The organism is Paeniglutamicibacter terrestris, assembly GCF_012271785.1.
In the GTDB taxonomy this organism is placed as follows: Bacteria; Actinomycetota; Actinomycetes; order Actinomycetales; family Micrococcaceae; genus Paeniglutamicibacter; species Paeniglutamicibacter terrestris.
Window position 1 is genome coordinate 1 of sequence record NZ_JAAWVT010000005.1, and the last position, 15,218, is coordinate 15,218.

At 59.4% G+C, this 15,218-nt stretch carries 15 protein-coding genes and 1 pseudogene; 14 read left to right on the top strand and 2 right to left on the bottom strand.

The window, feature by feature from the left end; genetic code table 11:
• The first annotated feature begins 472 nt into the window (after positions 1-472).
• The 4 genes from HED64_RS11405 to HED64_RS11420 all read left to right on the top strand — a co-directional run bounded on the left by HED64_RS11405 (position 473) and on the right by HED64_RS11420 (position 4,458).
• On the top strand, positions 473-1,159 hold the full coding sequence (locus HED64_RS11405; protein ID WP_168152132.1) for a fasciclin domain-containing protein: 687 nt from the start codon (positions 473-475) through the stop codon (positions 1,157-1,159).
• Positions 1,160-1,356: 197 nt separating this feature from the next.
• Positions 1,357-1,938: an ECF RNA polymerase sigma factor SigK gene (sigK, locus tag HED64_RS11410; protein ID WP_168152133.1), complete on the top strand. Its 582-nt coding sequence runs from the start codon at positions 1,357-1,359 to the stop codon at positions 1,936-1,938.
• Positions 1,938-2,774 (top strand): anti-sigma factor, encoded by an 837-nt coding sequence (locus tag HED64_RS11415; RefSeq protein WP_168152134.1) that lies wholly within the window; start codon positions 1,938-1,940, stop codon positions 2,772-2,774. The genes sigK and HED64_RS11415 overlap by 1 nt, the downstream gene beginning before the upstream one ends.
• 124 nt (positions 2,775-2,898) lie before the next feature.
• Positions 2,899-4,458, top strand: coding sequence for a molybdopterin-dependent oxidoreductase (locus HED64_RS11420; protein ID WP_168152135.1), 1,560 nt, complete (start codon positions 2,899-2,901; stop codon positions 4,456-4,458).
• Between the two features lie 18 nt (positions 4,459-4,476).
• Here the strand turns inward: HED64_RS11420 and HED64_RS11425 are convergent.
• A pseudogene (locus HED64_RS11425) lies at positions 4,477-4,923 on the bottom strand (SRPBCC family protein); the annotation flags it as partial.
• A 435-nt stretch (positions 4,924-5,358) separates the two neighbouring features.
• Between HED64_RS11425 and HED64_RS11430 the strand changes: the two are divergent.
• The 5 genes from HED64_RS11430 (at position 5,359) to HED64_RS11450 (ending at position 9,179) form a co-directional block, all read left to right on the top strand.
• Entirely contained in the window at positions 5,359-5,532 is a 174-nt protein-coding gene (locus tag HED64_RS11430; RefSeq protein ID WP_168152137.1) for a hypothetical protein, read from the top strand.
• Between the two features lie 90 nt (positions 5,533-5,622).
• On the top strand, positions 5,623-5,910 hold the full coding sequence (locus tag HED64_RS11435) for a hypothetical protein (protein WP_168152138.1): 288 nt from the start codon (positions 5,623-5,625) through the stop codon (positions 5,908-5,910).
• A gap of 194 nt (positions 5,911-6,104) precedes the next feature.
• Complete coding sequence (locus tag HED64_RS11440) at positions 6,105-6,758, top strand: Pr6Pr family membrane protein (RefSeq protein ID WP_245325944.1); 654 nt, start codon at positions 6,105-6,107, stop codon at positions 6,756-6,758.
• Between the two features lie 224 nt (positions 6,759-6,982).
• The gene (locus HED64_RS11445; RefSeq protein WP_168152140.1) at positions 6,983-7,663 is read left to right on the top strand and encodes a CE1759 family FMN reductase; all 681 of its coding nucleotides are present in this window, start codon (positions 6,983-6,985) and stop codon (positions 7,661-7,663) included.
• Positions 7,664-8,162: 499 nt separating this feature from the next.
• The gene (locus HED64_RS11450; protein ID WP_168152141.1) at positions 8,163-9,179 is read left to right on the top strand and encodes a D-2-hydroxyacid dehydrogenase; all 1,017 of its coding nucleotides are present in this window, start codon (positions 8,163-8,165) and stop codon (positions 9,177-9,179) included.
• A gap of 34 nt (positions 9,180-9,213) precedes the next feature.
• On the opposite strand, the gene HED64_RS11455 is transcribed toward HED64_RS11450, so the two are convergent.
• A complete protein-coding gene (locus tag HED64_RS11455) occupies positions 9,214-10,419 on the bottom strand; it encodes a MalY/PatB family protein (RefSeq protein WP_168152142.1) in 1,206 nt (401 codons plus the stop codon).
• Between the two features lie 188 nt (positions 10,420-10,607).
• Between HED64_RS11455 and HED64_RS11460 the strand changes: the two genes are divergently transcribed.
• From HED64_RS11460 to HED64_RS11480, 5 genes are all read left to right on the top strand, one after another.
• On the top strand, positions 10,608-11,126 hold the full coding sequence (locus tag HED64_RS11460; protein WP_168152143.1) for a DUF6328 family protein: 519 nt from the start codon (positions 10,608-10,610) through the stop codon (positions 11,124-11,126).
• A gap of 111 nt (positions 11,127-11,237) precedes the next feature.
• The gene (hpaH, locus tag HED64_RS11465; protein ID WP_168152144.1) at positions 11,238-12,023 is read left to right on the top strand and encodes a 2-oxo-hept-4-ene-1,7-dioate hydratase; all 786 of its coding nucleotides are present in this window, start codon (positions 11,238-11,240) and stop codon (positions 12,021-12,023) included.
• Positions 12,008-12,823, top strand: a complete 816-nt coding sequence (locus tag HED64_RS11470; RefSeq protein WP_210149603.1) for an HpcH/HpaI aldolase family protein — start codon at positions 12,008-12,010, stop codon at positions 12,821-12,823. The genes hpaH and HED64_RS11470 overlap by 16 nt, the downstream gene beginning before the upstream one ends.
• Positions 12,824-12,913: 90 nt before the next feature.
• Complete coding sequence (locus HED64_RS11475; protein WP_168152145.1) at positions 12,914-13,660, top strand: sulfite exporter TauE/SafE family protein; 747 nt, start codon at positions 12,914-12,916, stop codon at positions 13,658-13,660.
• 66 nt (positions 13,661-13,726) lie between these two features.
• Positions 13,727-15,055, top strand: coding sequence for a cell division protein PerM (locus tag HED64_RS11480; RefSeq protein WP_168152146.1), 1,329 nt, complete (start codon positions 13,727-13,729; stop codon positions 15,053-15,055).
• The last annotated feature ends 163 nt before the right edge of the window (positions 15,056-15,218 follow it).

Below are 15,218 nucleotides of genomic sequence, written 5' to 3' on the forward strand. Positions count from 1 at the left end.
ATGCTGGTATCTGAGGACTCTCAGGAGTATTCTCGGTTTCGGGAGACCAACCAGGGTCGTAAGAGATCCCAGCCCGAGGGTGAGAGGTAATTGATGCCAGACAAATCCCCACACAAACATGAACACAAGAAGCCTGCCGGTAAGTCCATTAAGGCTCGACGCGCGGAGAAGCGCTCGAAGAACGCGCCGATGACTGAATCGGAACAGGTAGCCCACATCAAGAAACACTGAGCAACTTGATGATTGGAGAACGTTTACAAGAAGCGGAGAAGAACATTCATCTTCTCCGCTTCTTCCATGTCCAACGCGGAAGAAAACAGCGGATTCACAAGATATTCACGGCGCGAAAACTTTTTTGAGAAGTTTCCAATCCGTTTCCCCACCGGCACCGAATGCTTCATGACAGCCCGCCCCAACCAAGGGGATTGGGAAGGTGCGGAGACCACGGTCGACGCCAGACAAGGAGAATGTCATGAAGCGCATGAACCGCAAGTTTGCTGCAGCACTCGGAGTTATCGCAGTTGCAACCGTAGGTCTGACGGCCTGCTCGTCGGGATCCCAAACCGCAGAATCGATGGCACCGAGCTCATCGGCTCCTTCGTCCAGCGCCTCGGCAGCCCCGAGCAGCTCGGCCATGGCCAGCGAATCGGCCATGGACCCGGCAGCCAATCTCGTTGGTTCGGGCTGCGCCGCCTACGCTAAGGCAGTACCCAGCGGCGAGGGTTCGGTAGCTGGAATGGCCAAGGATCCGGTTGCTGTTGCAGCCTCCAATAACCCCCTGCTGAAGACCCTCACCGCCGCGGTGTCCGGCAAGCTCAACCCGAAGGTCGACCTGGTTGATACTCTCAATGGCGACGAGTTCACGGTCTTCGCACCGGTTGACGAGGCTTTCGCAGCCATTCCTGAAAAGGATCTCAAGGCAGTCGTTGCTGATGCAGACACGCTCAGCAAGATTCTGACCTACCACGTGGTCCCCGGCCAGATCGCCCCGAGTGATATCGCCGGATCCCACAAGACCGTAGAAGGCCAGGACCTGAAGGTCACCGGTAGCGGCGACAAGCTCATGGTCAACGGCGCCTCGGTCATTTGCGGTGGCGTCCAGACCGCCAACGCCACGGTGTACCTGGTTGACACCGTGCTGATGCCGCCGGCCAAGTAGTAACTGCTGCGACTGACGCAACGGTAAGGCAACCCAACAGGGGGTTGGTGTCTGATGGTCCCCTCCATCAAACACCGGCCCCCTGTGGTCGATGGACATCGACTGGTTGGCGCGGACGGGCGGAAAACTTGTTTTCCTTCCCGACGCACCAGAAAAGATGACGGACGGGGTTTGGAATGCATGAGACGCTTTATCGCATGAGCTCACATCTATCCGGTGGAACGGACCAAACCTCCGCGCCCACTACAGAAGAACTGATGCTCCGGATCGCGACAGGCAACGAGAACGCCTTTGAGGAACTCTACGACCGTGTCTCCCCCCAGGTCTTTGGTCTGGTCCGACGCATCCTGAAAGATCAGGCGCAAAGCGAAGAAGTAGCGCAAGAGGTATTCGTCGAAGCTTGGCAACAGGCCGCACGCTACGACGAGTCCCGAGGTAAGGCCATCACCTGGCTACTGACCTTGGCACACCGCCGAGCTGTGGACCGAGTTCGGGCCAGTCAAGCTAGTAAAGACCGCGATCTGCGCGAAGGGATCAAGGACTTTCAGGCTAGCTACGATGACGTTGAGGAAACGGCCATCCTGCACGATGAAAGTCTCCGGGTGAACCAAGCCCTGGAACGGCTTAGCGAGACACAGCGCGACGCCATCCGGTTGGCCTACTTTGGCGGATTCACCCACCTTGAGGTGGCTGAGTTACTCAAGATCCCGGTGGGAACCGCAAAAACACGAATACGCGATGGAATGAACAAACTTAGAGACCTGATGGGAGTGGCGTAATGGAAAAGCACAAGAACGAGCTGACCGCCAGCTTCGCCCTGAACGCACTGGGGGAGGAGGAACGCGACGAACTGCTACGACATGCCGAAGCCTCGGACGAGGTCCAAAGTGAACTTGACGCATTGCAGGAAACCGCTGCCCTTCTTGGCCTTTCCGCCGAGCCGGTAACCCCTCCGGCTAGCCTCAAGGCCAACATTATGGCCTCCATTCGTACTACCCCACAGCTACCGCCCCTCGACGTTCAGCGGGACGTTCCTGCCCACGATGCCCAGGAACCCTCGGGTTCCGTCCCGGTAGATGATCGTATCGCTCAGCAGTCAACCGAACCTGCCGTCCAACCGGCCCCATCCGCCCCGGCCAAATCGAACCAGCGGATGTTTGCCCTGGCTGCCGGAGTGCTGCTGGTGGCAGGTGGAGTGCTGGGCGGAGTGGTGGTCAACCAAAACGCGCAGCAACAAAAGCTTGAGGAACAGTTGGCTGCCTTGAGCACCCAACAATCAGAGCTGACCCGCATCCTGACGGCATCCGATGTCAGGTCAAAGACCCAGAAAATGGACGACGGAGCCCGAGTCACTCTGGCCTACTCGGCCACCGAAGGCAAGATGGCGGTGACCACCGCGGGATTGCCTGCTTTGCCCGGCGACAAGGCATATGAACTCTGGCTGATCTCCGGCACGGGGGCGGTATCTGCGGGGCTTGTTAATGGTGCCAATGCCGATGGAATGGTGATGGTTTCTGGGGCCATGGAGGGCGTGACCCACTTCGGAATCACCGTGGAACCTGCCACGGGGTCGCCGGCGCCAACCACCGATCCCATTCTGGTCCAGGAGCTTTAAGGCCCCTCGGGAAAAGGCCTCGGACTTCCAATCCGCCAATGGTAGCGTTCCGAATACGTAGTGACTAGATGTTCCCCGCAAGAGCAGGGGGCAAAAGCATCACAACGTACGGGTGGGTGGATTCATGAACAAGTTGCCAGCAAAGAAGCTGCGAGACCTGGGAGCCTTCGGGCTTGCAGGTTTCGCATCGGCCGCGGTGCTTTTTTCCGTAGCTCAATTGATGTCGGCGTTCTTCGCGACCTCTTCGGCGCCACTGGTGGCTATGGGATCGGTCTTCATCGATCTGACCCCACCGTGGCTTAAAGACTTCGCCATTGCCACCTTCGGGACCAACGATAAACTGGCACTATTCATCTCCATTGGCGTGGTCGTGGCCATCGCCGCGGTACTGCTGGGGATCTTGGCAAGGCGTAGTTTTGCCTTGGCTGCTGGCTCCATTGTGGTCCTTGCAGCGGTGATCGGTGGGGCTGTGCTGTCCCGGCCCGCAACCGGACTTGTTGACCTGACACCCATCATCCTCGGCGCGGTGGCCGGTCTGGCCACGCTGCGCTGGCTCACCAAGCTTGCAGCTAAGAGCAGGTCCACTGGCTCGGATGCGGTTCCAGCCTCAGGCTCTTCACGGAGGAACTTTCTGTTGGGTTCCGTCCTCTCCCTGGTAGGTGCCGCAGTAGCTACGGGCGTGGGTAAGTCGCTGGCCACCGCAAGGAACGTTGCCGATTCAGCCCGTGCGGCTCTCGGACTGCCACCGGCGAAGGTCTTGGCTCAGGCTCCACCGGCCGATGCACAGATCGAGCTGTCGGGTATGCCGAAATTCATCACCCCGAACAAGGATTTTTACCGGATTGATACGGCACTTTCGGTACCGCGGATCAACCCTTCCGAATGGTCGCTTCGCGTCCACGGCATGGTCGAAAAGGAATTCACCCTGAGCTTCGACGAGCTGTTGGCCGAGGACCTCGTGGAAACCTATCTGACTCTGACCTGTGTTTCAAACCCCGTCGGTGGGCAGCTGGTGGGAAACGCAAAGTGGTTGGGTTATCCGCTGCGCCAGCTACTGGAGCGCGCGGTGCCTAAGGAAGGTGCCGACATGGTCCTTTCGACCTCGATCGACGGTTTCAGCGCCTCGACGCCGCTTGAGATCCTCACAGATGACCGCATGGCATTGCTGGCGATCGGCATGAACGGAGAGCCGTTGCCGCTAGAGCACGGATTCCCTGTCCGTATGGTGGTTCCCGGACTCTATGGCTATGTGTCCGCTACTAAGTGGGTCGTTGACCTAGAAGTCACTCGATTCGAAGACAAGGCCGCTTACTGGACCACGCGCGGCTGGTCGGATCGAGGACCCATTAAGCTGTCTTCGAGGGTGGATGTGCCGCGTTCGTTCGCCAGTGTTCCGGCCGGGAAAGTAGTTATGGGCGGAACTGCCTGGGCGCAGACCCGAGGCATCTCCAAGGTTCAGGTACAAATCGATGACGGCGATTGGAAGGACACTGAGCTGGGCGCCGAGGCCTCTGTGGACACCTGGCGGCAGTGGCGCTATGAGTGGGACGGCGGTACCTCGGGAAACCACACCGTCAGCGTCCGGGCCTTCGATGCTCAGGGCGAGATGCAAACCAGCGACAAGGCTGATCCAGTACCAAACGGGGCCAGTGGCTGGCAGCGTGTCCAGTTCTCGGTCGAGTAGTTCACCCCGGTTAGCCAGCTAGGTGTACATGAGCGATCCGGGAGTGGTCAGGGTGCGCCCAGTTTCCAACCATGTTTTCAAGCCGGATAGGATCATTGGCCAGCCGCCGAACAGCTGTTCGTTAGCGTCGACCCTGAGCTGATCGTGGGTGATCGTTAGCAGGCAAGAATCCTCGACCTGGCTGATTTCATAAGTGACCCGGGAAGCACCCTCGGCGGTGACCGCTTCGTCCCAGAGCGCGGTCATCGTCAGGGACAGGCGGCGAGGTGCGTCGGCCTCCAATATGGTGCCTCGTCCCAGCGGACCGTGAGCATGAGGATTTACCGTCGTGTATTCGGAACCAACCATCCAATCGGTGACGAAGGTGTTGCCGAAGTAGTATTTCGGCGTCTGAGCTGGGTCGGTGAGCGCCTCCCACAATTTTTCCGGGGTTGTTTGAATGTAGAACTCATAGATCTTTTCCATGGCATCAGGCTATGCCTCTTTTGTTGGGCGGTTGGGGTAAACCTCAAGATTGTCTCTAGGAAGAATTCTGACGCTGGGAGTGCGCCCCTGAACCATGGTGAACCGTGGACCGGCAGCTTGGGGCGACATCGTCTGGTCCCACGTACGTGCCGGAAAAACCTAGAAAGTCCATGACGCCAGGCGTAGTCTCGGAGATAGTTCGGACGGCTGAATGTCGGGATCCGACCGCTAGTGGGAGCCTGGTGACTGCATGGAAAGAGCCATGGAACTGATACCCCATAGAAGTGCGCTCTAGTTAGCGGAGTTTCCTCTGGATATCCACGTTCGGCGAAGAATGGCCGCGGTGAACCGGCCCGAGTGACCTGGCATCGTCTCGCCACCTGACAGCGCACCCACTTGGGGACCACTTGGCACTCGTTCAAATCGAGGATAGCGATGAACATTCAATCCAACATCAACTCACGCCACGAAGAAGAAGTAGAAGCCGCTCTGTCCCCTGATATGGGCAAACGACGGAAGATCGCTACCGATCAGCTACCCGATGGTTCCGGTAATGACGGCCCCAAGCATCCGGATGCCGATGACGAGGGGCGCTTCGACGCGGGGTAATACACCGCGGATCATGGTCGCGGTTCATTTCCGTGACTGCGAACGCCGCGGAAGGCAAGCACTTTGGACATTGAGGGGAGGTGAAATCCCATGACTCAGGACGCACACATTCCAGCACCACGTGAGGAGCCGGTGGCCAATCCGAAAGTACCTCGGCAACACCATGCCAATGGTTTGTTGATCGGCGGTGGACTGACAGCATTGTTGTTCCTACTGTTCATCATCACCGGTGCCGTCGCCGTCGGAGGCACGCTGAGCCCGCTATGGATCGGATTTATTATTGGCGTTTTGGTCGCCCTTCTAGGTGTATTCCGCATTCTCCGGGGACCCACGGCCTTCGGTTTTGGAGACACCGAGCATAAGCACCCGGCAGCATAACTGGCACCGGGCATCAATGATTCGTAGGTCATCGACCGGTCGGTTCCTCGACCGGTCGATGACCTACGTCGAATTAAAGGGACAATCCAAATAGCTGTTGTGGGCTAGGTGTTTTGTCGCGGGTGTGGGGCCGAATCCGATTAGGCTGTGGAGACGGACCACGAAAGGGACCTGCACCTAATATGAGACGCGTCTTGGCATACCTTTTGCGCATCGGGGGAACTGCGGCCATCGTTGCCGCAGTCGTCGTTCAAGTGCAACGAAGCATCACGAATGAGGAAGCCGGCACGGGAGAAGTCGAGTTTGTTGTCCAAAACTTCTTCTCGTTCTTTACGATCGAATCCAACGTGTTGGCGGCTGTCGTGCTGTTCGTCGGAATTTTCACGCTGTCGAAGCGTGGTGAGTCTCGTGGCTGGAGCATGATCAGGGCGGCAGTGACCACCTACATGGCGACCACGGGTGTGGTCTATAACTTGTTGCTGCGTGGCATTGAACTGCCGCAAGGAGCCACGGTTCCGTGGTCCAATGAGGTTCTGCATGTCATTGCCCCGGCCATCATTGTCCTAGATTGGCTGATTGCGCCTGGTCGCCGGCCGCTAAAATCAACGGCACTGTGGGGGATCATCGCCTTCCCCATACTCTGGGCCGGCTATACCTTGGCCCGAGGTGTGTTGGTTCTGGATCCGCGCACCAACGTGGCGTGGTACCCGTATCCGTTCCTTGATCCGAATATCAGCCCCAATGGCTACTTCTCCGTCGCCTTTTACATTGCGCTGATTGCCGCGGTTATCGGTGTCGTGGGCGCCGGAGTTCTGTGGGTCAGCCGCCTTCGTCGACGGACTGCCTAGTTCTATCGTCGGTGGTTCTTGGCAGCCAAGATCTCTCGGGTCACATAAATTCGCGTGAGGACCAATCAACTACGACGAGCCTCAGCGTAGTTCCCGTGCGGAACATGCTCGGTCCTGCGAAGGCCGGCACCCGTTAATAAAAAAGTACCCCGTCGGGAATGAATTTTCATCCTTCGTGGTTTTACATGCAAACACATGTATTTCTTGAGAGGGAAGCACGCACCATGAGCCAGAACATTGTAGTCATTTCCGGAGGCCTTGGCACTCCATCAACCTCGGGCCTGCTGGGTCGCCAGCTCGGGGAGGCAACAGTGAGGGAACTGGCCGCCAACGGTATCCAAGCAGATCTGACGGTTTTGGAATTGCGCGACTATGCCGTCGATATCAGTAACAACCTTCTCACCGGTTACGCCCCACCGCGTCTGGCCGAGGCCATCGAAGCCGTTTCGCAGGCCAGCGGCTTGATTGCCGTATCGCCGGTCTTCACCGCTTCGGTGTCGGGGCTGTTCAAGTCGTTCATCGATGTTCTGGATCCAAAAGCACTTGAGGACAAGCCCGTGATTCTTGCTGCAACCGCGGGAAGTGCTCGACACAACCTCGTGGTTGACTATGCCATGCGTCCGATCTTCGCTTACCTGCGAGCGCGCATCATGCCCACGTCCGTCTTCGCTTCCCCCGAAGACTGGGGCGCTGACCAGGGGCAGGGCGCTCTGGCAGAACGGGAACTGCGCGCGGGCGCAGAAATGGCACTTTCCATCGCGGGAACCAATGGAGCGACTGTCCTGACACAGGACTTGGGGGACACCCGCTCCATCGCTCCGCGCGTGAGCGAAAACGCCAATCCACGCGACACGATGAGCTCGTTGCCGTTCGAACAATTACTGGCAAATATCCAGTCGAAGTAGCGAGGTCCGCTTCCCGCTCACGGCGGTGAATGTTGCGCGTCTTCTAGTGATGGCGTAGGGGCGGTATCCGGTTGAACCGGATACCGCCCCGTCTCCATGTTCTGGCCCAGCGGTGCCTAATCCAAACCACATGCGAATCTGCGAGAAACGAATCCCGTGGCGGGTCTTACGCTTCGATGGCATGGGGCGAGCGTGTACCTGTCTCGACCATTGATCTGCCGACTATCGACGATGCCACGCTTTTTCAAACGCAAAATCGATGACCGTAAATACCAAACAGCGAGACGAATAATCGATGATGCTCTGGAACTTTGACCCCAGGAAGAATCGTGGGTTCAGCTGCGTGGGAAGTCACAGACGCACCTAACCAACCGGTGACGGTAGCCTGTCGGAAGAGTGGTTCTGCCCTTCGTCGTGTCGTTGGTATGACGAAAGGCAAAATACCTCCATGAACTGCCGCCGCCCGAATGCTTCTGACCGAAAGGTACGACGGATATCCATGCGTCCACAGGTACTCATCTGCTCATTTCTTGATGCGGAACTCATCAAACGGATCACCGACGAAGTGCCTCAGTTTGACGTCATTTATTGCCCCGAACTGTTGCCCATTCCACAATTTTCCGCTGATCACTGGGGCAATGTTCGAGAGCTAACCTCAAGCCAGTTGGAACAATGGCGGGAGCATCTTGCCAACGCTACGATCATGTTCGATTTCGACTGGTGGGAACCCCAAGACTGGCGTGAAAAAAGTCCCAAGTTGCGTTGGATACAAGCAACCCAAGCAGGCGTGGGGGCACGGGCCGAAGCCCTGGGACATCACGACAATACGATGCTGATTACCACCGCAGCGGGAGTTCATGCCAAGCCCTTGGCCGAATTTGCGTTGGCGGGACTGCTCTACTTCGTCAGAGACCTACCAGCGTTGGAAGCCCGACGACAGACGGAGGTCTGGTCAGGCGGGCATTCGAGCACCTTGTATGGCCGCAGAGCCTTGATGGTGGGAGCGGGAAGCATTGGGCGCGAGGTGGCCAGAACGTTGAGCTTCATGGGCGTGAGCTGCGACGGGACCACCCGGAGCGGGCGAGAGCTCGGGCAACCATTTGAAAACTCGGTGAATCTCAACGATTGCCAGCTGGAAAGCTATGACGTCGTGGTCCTATCCTGTCCCTTAACCCAGGAAACCAGGGGCCTTTTCGGCGAGCAACAAATTTCCGCCATGAAGAAGGGGAGCATCCTGGTGAATCTGGCCCGGGGTCCGGTACTGGATCAAGATGCGCTCCTAGCGGCGCTGGTGAGCGGGCATCTTGGGGGAGCGGTGCTTGATGTTGCGAGTCCCGAGCCGCTGCCGCAAGGTGACCCGCTGTGGAAGGCTCCGAACCTTGTTCTCTCACCACATTGCGCAGCAAACGTTGATGCGGAGAACACCCGGCTCGTGGAGTTGTTCATCAAAAACATTCGACGTTTTCTCGACGGCGAAGAACTGATTAATCGATACGATCCGCACGCTGGATATTGAGGGTCCATTCTGCCGCAAACTCTATGGGTCCGAGTTACTGCGCGAACTCCGGGTCGGTGATGTCCTTGTTGTCGCAGCCATCCACTGCCGCTCCCATGCGGTGGATCATGCCACCTAGCACTGGATGTGGGGTGGCAAAGTTCAGCCGCACAAAGCCCTGGCCGCCGCTACCGCAATCACTGCCGTTAATCAGTGCGACCTGGGCCTCGGCCAGGAAGAACCTTGCGGCATCGGGATCGAGGTTTAGTTGTGAAACATCGAGCCAGCCGAGATAAGTCCCTTGCGGGGGTTGGTATCCGACGTGGGGAAGATGTCGATTGATGAGCTCGCCGAGCAACATCCGTGAGTGATCAAGATAGTCGACCACCCCGTCAAGCCACCCAGTGCCGGTACTGTAAGCGGCAGTGGTGGCAGCGAGCCCAACATTGGCTACGCAACTCTCCGGAATCTGTCCCACCCTCGCCCACAAGTCGAGATCCGCAGAGTTGCTCAAAATGAGTTGCGCGCACTTGAGGCCCGAGAGATTAAACGCCTTGGTAGCGCCAACAGCCGTGACACTATGCGCTGCCGCGGCCGGCAATACTGTGGCATAGGGAAGGTGCGAAGCACCGTCGAAAACCAGCGGCGAATGGACCTCATCGACGAAAACTCGCGAACCCGTGGCCTCAACGAGGTCACAGATTCTGAGCAGCTCCGCACGCGAATAGACCTTGCCGATCGGATTGTGCGGATTGACCAGAATCAGCAGTGCCCCTCCGGAAAGTGCTTGCTCTAACGCCGTCCAATTGATCTCCCACCCGGAATCGGTCCGGAGCATCGTCACTTCTATGGATTCTCGGCCAAAGCGTGATGCCGCAGCGATGTAGGGCATGTAGGCAGGGGTGAGCAAAACCAGCGGGGCATTGCGACGGTGACGCGGTGAAAAATGCATGATCGCCGCTTCGAGCGCTGCCTCGATGGAGTTCAGTGGCCTCACCTGCTGAGGGTCAATCGACCAAGAAAATCTGTTGTCCAACCAGGACGCGGTGGCCAATTGCATATCGTGGACCAACCACGTTGGTGCATAACCGGTCAGCCCATGGGTCAGGGTCTGTTGGGCGGCCTCGACCACGCCAGGAGCAGTTCCGAAATCCATTTCGGCCAGTCCCGCACCGAGCGCGTGGGGGTACTCGGACCACTTCCGAGATCCAGCGTGGCGCAATTGCTCAACGGTGAGCTGATCATAGGGGTGGACACTCATTTAGCCAGCTTAGACGCGATCGATGGGTAAAGACCCAGAGAATTTTGGTTTTCTTCGGCCCATGAGCGGCCAAGTTGTATAGGTTGGGAGGAGGTCGGGACGCGGGCCACCGATGCCACCTTCGAGGGATCATTTTCCGCAGAGAGATCCGGCCCCGAACACCAACTAAGGTATGGGGGGGGAGAACGATGAGCGGACGCCGCGAGAGCGTTGAGGAACGACTGGACCGGAACTGGAACGAGCTCATGCAGGAGCTTCGAGTCATGCAGACGGGTGCGCAGATTCTGGCAGCTTTCCTAGTGGTCTTGCCCTTTCAGGCCGGATTCGTGAATCTTGAGCATGCCGAACGGATCTTCTACCTGGTGCTTTTGGTCTTCTCGGCGCTGCTGATCATCCTGCTGGTCACCCCTGTCGCCGTGCACCGCCACCTCTTCGGACATCGGGTGAAGGTCACCACCGTTCACATGGGACACGTTATCTCCAAGATCGTGATCATGGGCGTGGGGATGCTGGTGGCAGGGTGCGTCTGGTTTGTTATCCAGGTCCTCTATGGCTGGGCGATTGGTGCCATCATCGGCGGACTGACCATGCTGGCGGCCATTTTCCTCCTTTTTGTCTTACCCCGAATCATCAAACCGCGGTCCTCGATCCCCGCCGAGCCGGAGCAGGTAGCTGGCGCGGGGGAAACAATTGACCCGCAAATGTGAGGTTCGCTACCCATTGGATACGATGTTCAGAGTGTGACCTGCGTCCTCATATGACGGGGCGCCGGATTCCACACACCACGCATCCAGAACTTTAGAAGGGCCGCGGCCAGCATGCTCAATGATGAGACCATCACCCAGATCGCCGATGAACTCGTGCAAGCGGGCCAAGACCGGGTGCCGGTCAAGCGCCTCACCGCCCGCTTCCCCGAGATGACCATCGAAGATTCCTACCGGGTCCAGAATCTCTGGCGCCAGCGTTCGGAGGCCAACGGCCGCATCCTCACCGGGCGCAAAATCGGACTGACCTCCCGTGCCATGCAGATGGCCACGGGAATCACCGAACCGGACTACGGCATCATCTTTGATGACATGGTGCTCGACTCCGGCGCCAGCATCGAATGGGAGAAATACACCCACCCGCGCGTTGAAATGGAGCTGGCCTTCAAGCTCAACAAGGACATCGAGGGCCCCAACGCCAACATCTTCGATGTTTTGAATGCCACCGAATACGTCATCCCGGCACTGGAAATCCTTGACTCGCGCATCGAGATGGAGGGCCGCACCATCGTGGACACCATTAGCGACAACGCCGCCATGGGAGCCATGGTCATCGGAGGCAACCCGATGAAGCCCTCCGATCTGGACCTGCGCTGGGTCTCGGGCATCCTGTTCAAAAACCAAGTGGTGGAGGAGACCGGCGTCGCCGCCGGAGTGCTGAACCACCCGGCCGCCGGAGTCTACTGGCTGGCCAATAAGATCGCCGCCCACGGAGATAAGCTCAACGCCGGGGAAATCATCCTTGCCGGCTCCTTCACCCGCCCCATGTGGGTGGACAAGGGAGACACGGTCTTTGCCGACTACGGACGCATGGGGACAGTGACATGTCATTTCGCCTAGACGCCGATCCGTCCCTGAAGGACGCACTGCGGGACGCGGATCATTCGCTCGCGGGAATTTGGGTCTGCTCCGGATCCCCGCTCATCGCCGAGATCTGCGCGGGAGCCGGATTCGACTGGATTTTCATCGATGCCGAACATTCGCCCAACGGACTCGAATCCATCCTGGCCCAGCTTCAGGCCGTCCGCGGTTACCCCGTCATCCCGGTGGTTCGCCCCCCGGTTAATGACACCGTGGTGATTAAGCAGTACCTGGATCTGGGGGTGCAGTCACTGATTGTGCCGATGGTTAACAACGCCGACGACGCTCGCGCGGCCGTCGCGGCCTGCCACTACCCGCCCATGGGGGTCCGTGGTGTGGGTTCGGCCCTGGCACGCTCGGCACGGTGGAACCGGATTCCGGATTACCTCACACGCGCGAGTGAAACCGTGACGTTGATGGTGCAGATCGAATCCGCTCAGGCGGTGAGCAATGTTGATGAGATCGTGGCCACCGAGGGCGTTGACGGCATCTTCATTGGCCCCTCCGACCTCGCCGCCTCGATGGGTGTGATCGGTCAACAGGAACACCCCGAGGTCATCAACGCGGTGGAAACCGCCATCGCGGCGGGGCTCAAGGCCGGGAAGTACGTGGGGGTAAACGCCTTCACCGAGGCCTCGGCCAAGCGCTACATCGCCTCGGGCGCCCACTACGTCGGGGTCGGTGCAGACGTCGCGATGTTGGCCCGTGGCTCCGAAGCCTTGGCCGCCAAGTTCGGTGCCGGAAGCCAAAGCGCGGACGGAACTCCCGCCAGCTACTAAGCGGAGGATGAAGGAAGTTATCACGATGTGGCCGATCGGCTGTTCACCGCGGGTCACCCGTCACGGTGAACAGCCGATAAACTCGGGCTAATGGAACTCTCCCTCATCTTCGTCGTGCTCGGCATGGTCGTCATCGGTGCCATCGCTCAGCGAGTTGCGGGCCTCGGGTTCGCCATGCTCGTTTCCCCCTTCCTCGTGATCATGCTCGGCGCCCACGAGGGCGTCTTTTTGGTGAACATCTGCGGAGTGGTCTCCTCGGCGATCATCATGCCCCGGGTCTATCGCGATATCGACTGGTCGATGTTCCGCTGGCTATGCTCCTTTTCCGTCATTGGCTCTATCATCGGGGCCCTATTGGCAGGGGCGCTGCCTTCGGCACCCCTGTCGATCGTGGTGGGGGCGGTGGTCCTGGCGGCACTACTGCTCTCGCTGATCCTGTCCCGCGCCAATGTCACGGTGCGTGGTCAGCTCCCCAAATCCAGCGCAGGTTTCCTCTCCGGGCTAACCAACGCGATGGCGGGTGTGGGTGGACCTGCGGTGAGCGCCTACGCCGTATTGGCCCGCTGGCCGCAACGGCCCTTCGCCGCAACCCTGCAGCCGTTTTTTGTGGTGACGGGTTTGATCTCCATCGGGATGAAATTCATCACCACCCCCGCCGCGCTGCCCGCGATGCCGCCCTGGGCCTGGATCGGAGTTGCTGTCTTCATCTGGGTCGGGGTGTTCATCGGTGAGCGCGTTCAGCGCGTGGTTAGTGACAAGCACGCCCGATTCTTTGTCCTGTGTATTGCCTTCCTTGGAGCGATTACCGCGCTCATCAGTGGACTGCGCGCGCTCTAAGGCCTCGGGGCTCTAAACCGCGTCAATCAGGGGATCAAAGGCACTTCGATGGCACGATGGGACACGATGAGTGAGAAGAAAAAGCAGCCGCCCGCCGCAGCTGCACTAAATGCGGCCCGCCAACGGTTGAGTACCGGATGGCCCATGCCACTATTCCTGCAGGGAGCCTTCGAGTTCATGCAGGCGGCCCTATTCTCCGCGTTCCTCGTGGTCATTCCGTGGTTCGCCGTCTGGTTCAGCGGCGGCTTTGCCGACCGGGGCATCGAATCGGTACTAAAAATGGGCGGCCAGATTTGGCTGCTGATCCACGGGGTGCCCCTCAACTTGCTGCAGGTGGGGGACGGCATTGACCCATCACACGGATCGGCGGTGCTGAACTTCATTCCGCTGGGACTGACCCTGATCCCGTTTTTCCTCTGCTGGCGTGCCGGACGACGCATCGCCCGAGCCTCCTACACCGACCAATTGTGGCAAGGCATCATCGGCGCCCTGGGCGTCTACCTGCTCTGTGGGCTATTCACCGGTTTCCTGGTGAACAACGAGGAAGCCAGCGTCTCACTGCTGGCCGCGACACTGATTCCTCTGCTCCCCGCCGGTGCCGGAGTCATCACCGGGGCCCGCCGCGAGGCCGGGTCCTGGGTACGGCTCATCGGCTTTGATGCGGCAGCCTGGATCGCCAAGACCTCACAGCACTCGCGCTGGGCGGGGTCCTATGTCTGGGCCGCATTGTGCGGGGGCGCCCTGGCCTACCTGCTGACCTTTGCCCTCGCCTCCGGATTGCTGGCGATCAACCTGGCCGTGCATTGGGTGGATGTCTCCAACGTTTACCAGCAGCTGCGCCCCGGTCCGATCGGTTCGGCGGTACTGACCCTGGGCCAGCTCGGCGTGATGCCGAACCTGGCGCTGTGGACCCTGGCCTGGATCACCGGCGGTGGCTTCACCCTGGGAGTAGGCAGTACGCTCTCCACCCTGCAAACCACCGTGGGCCCGCTGCCAGCGGTTCCGGTGCTCGCGGCGCTGCCCGCCGGGGATTTGAGCTACGCGTGGGCCTTTATGCTGCTGCCGGTGTTTGCCGGGTTCATGGCCGGCTGGTACTTCCTGCGGGTGGGGGAGAACCACTTTGATGACTGGGTCTCCACACGGGTCGGCTCCAGATGGCTGTCCCTGGGACTGTCCACGGTGGCCCTTGGCCTGTTTGTAGGCATCATCTCCGGGCTGCTCTCGGTGGTGGGATCCTGGCTGGCCGGCGGATCGCTGGGCATCGGGCGCTTCACCGAGGTGGGGCCCGACGTGCTACTCACCGCCGTTCTCCTGGCCGCTCAGGTCGCGTTGGGCACGGCCATCGGTTACCTCGTGTCCCCGTTACTTGAGCACGATCCGGTGCTTGACCGCTAGGAGCGCAGCTTCACTCCCAGATCGTCGTGCAGGTGGTGTGCGGCGGCGTGCCAGGTAAATTGCGCCAGCGCTCAAACGGTGAATACCGAGCCGTTGGACCTGTAACCGCGCCGCGAGTACTGCTCGGGACTCAGCGATTCCCATACCCGTGCTCAGGTCGCCG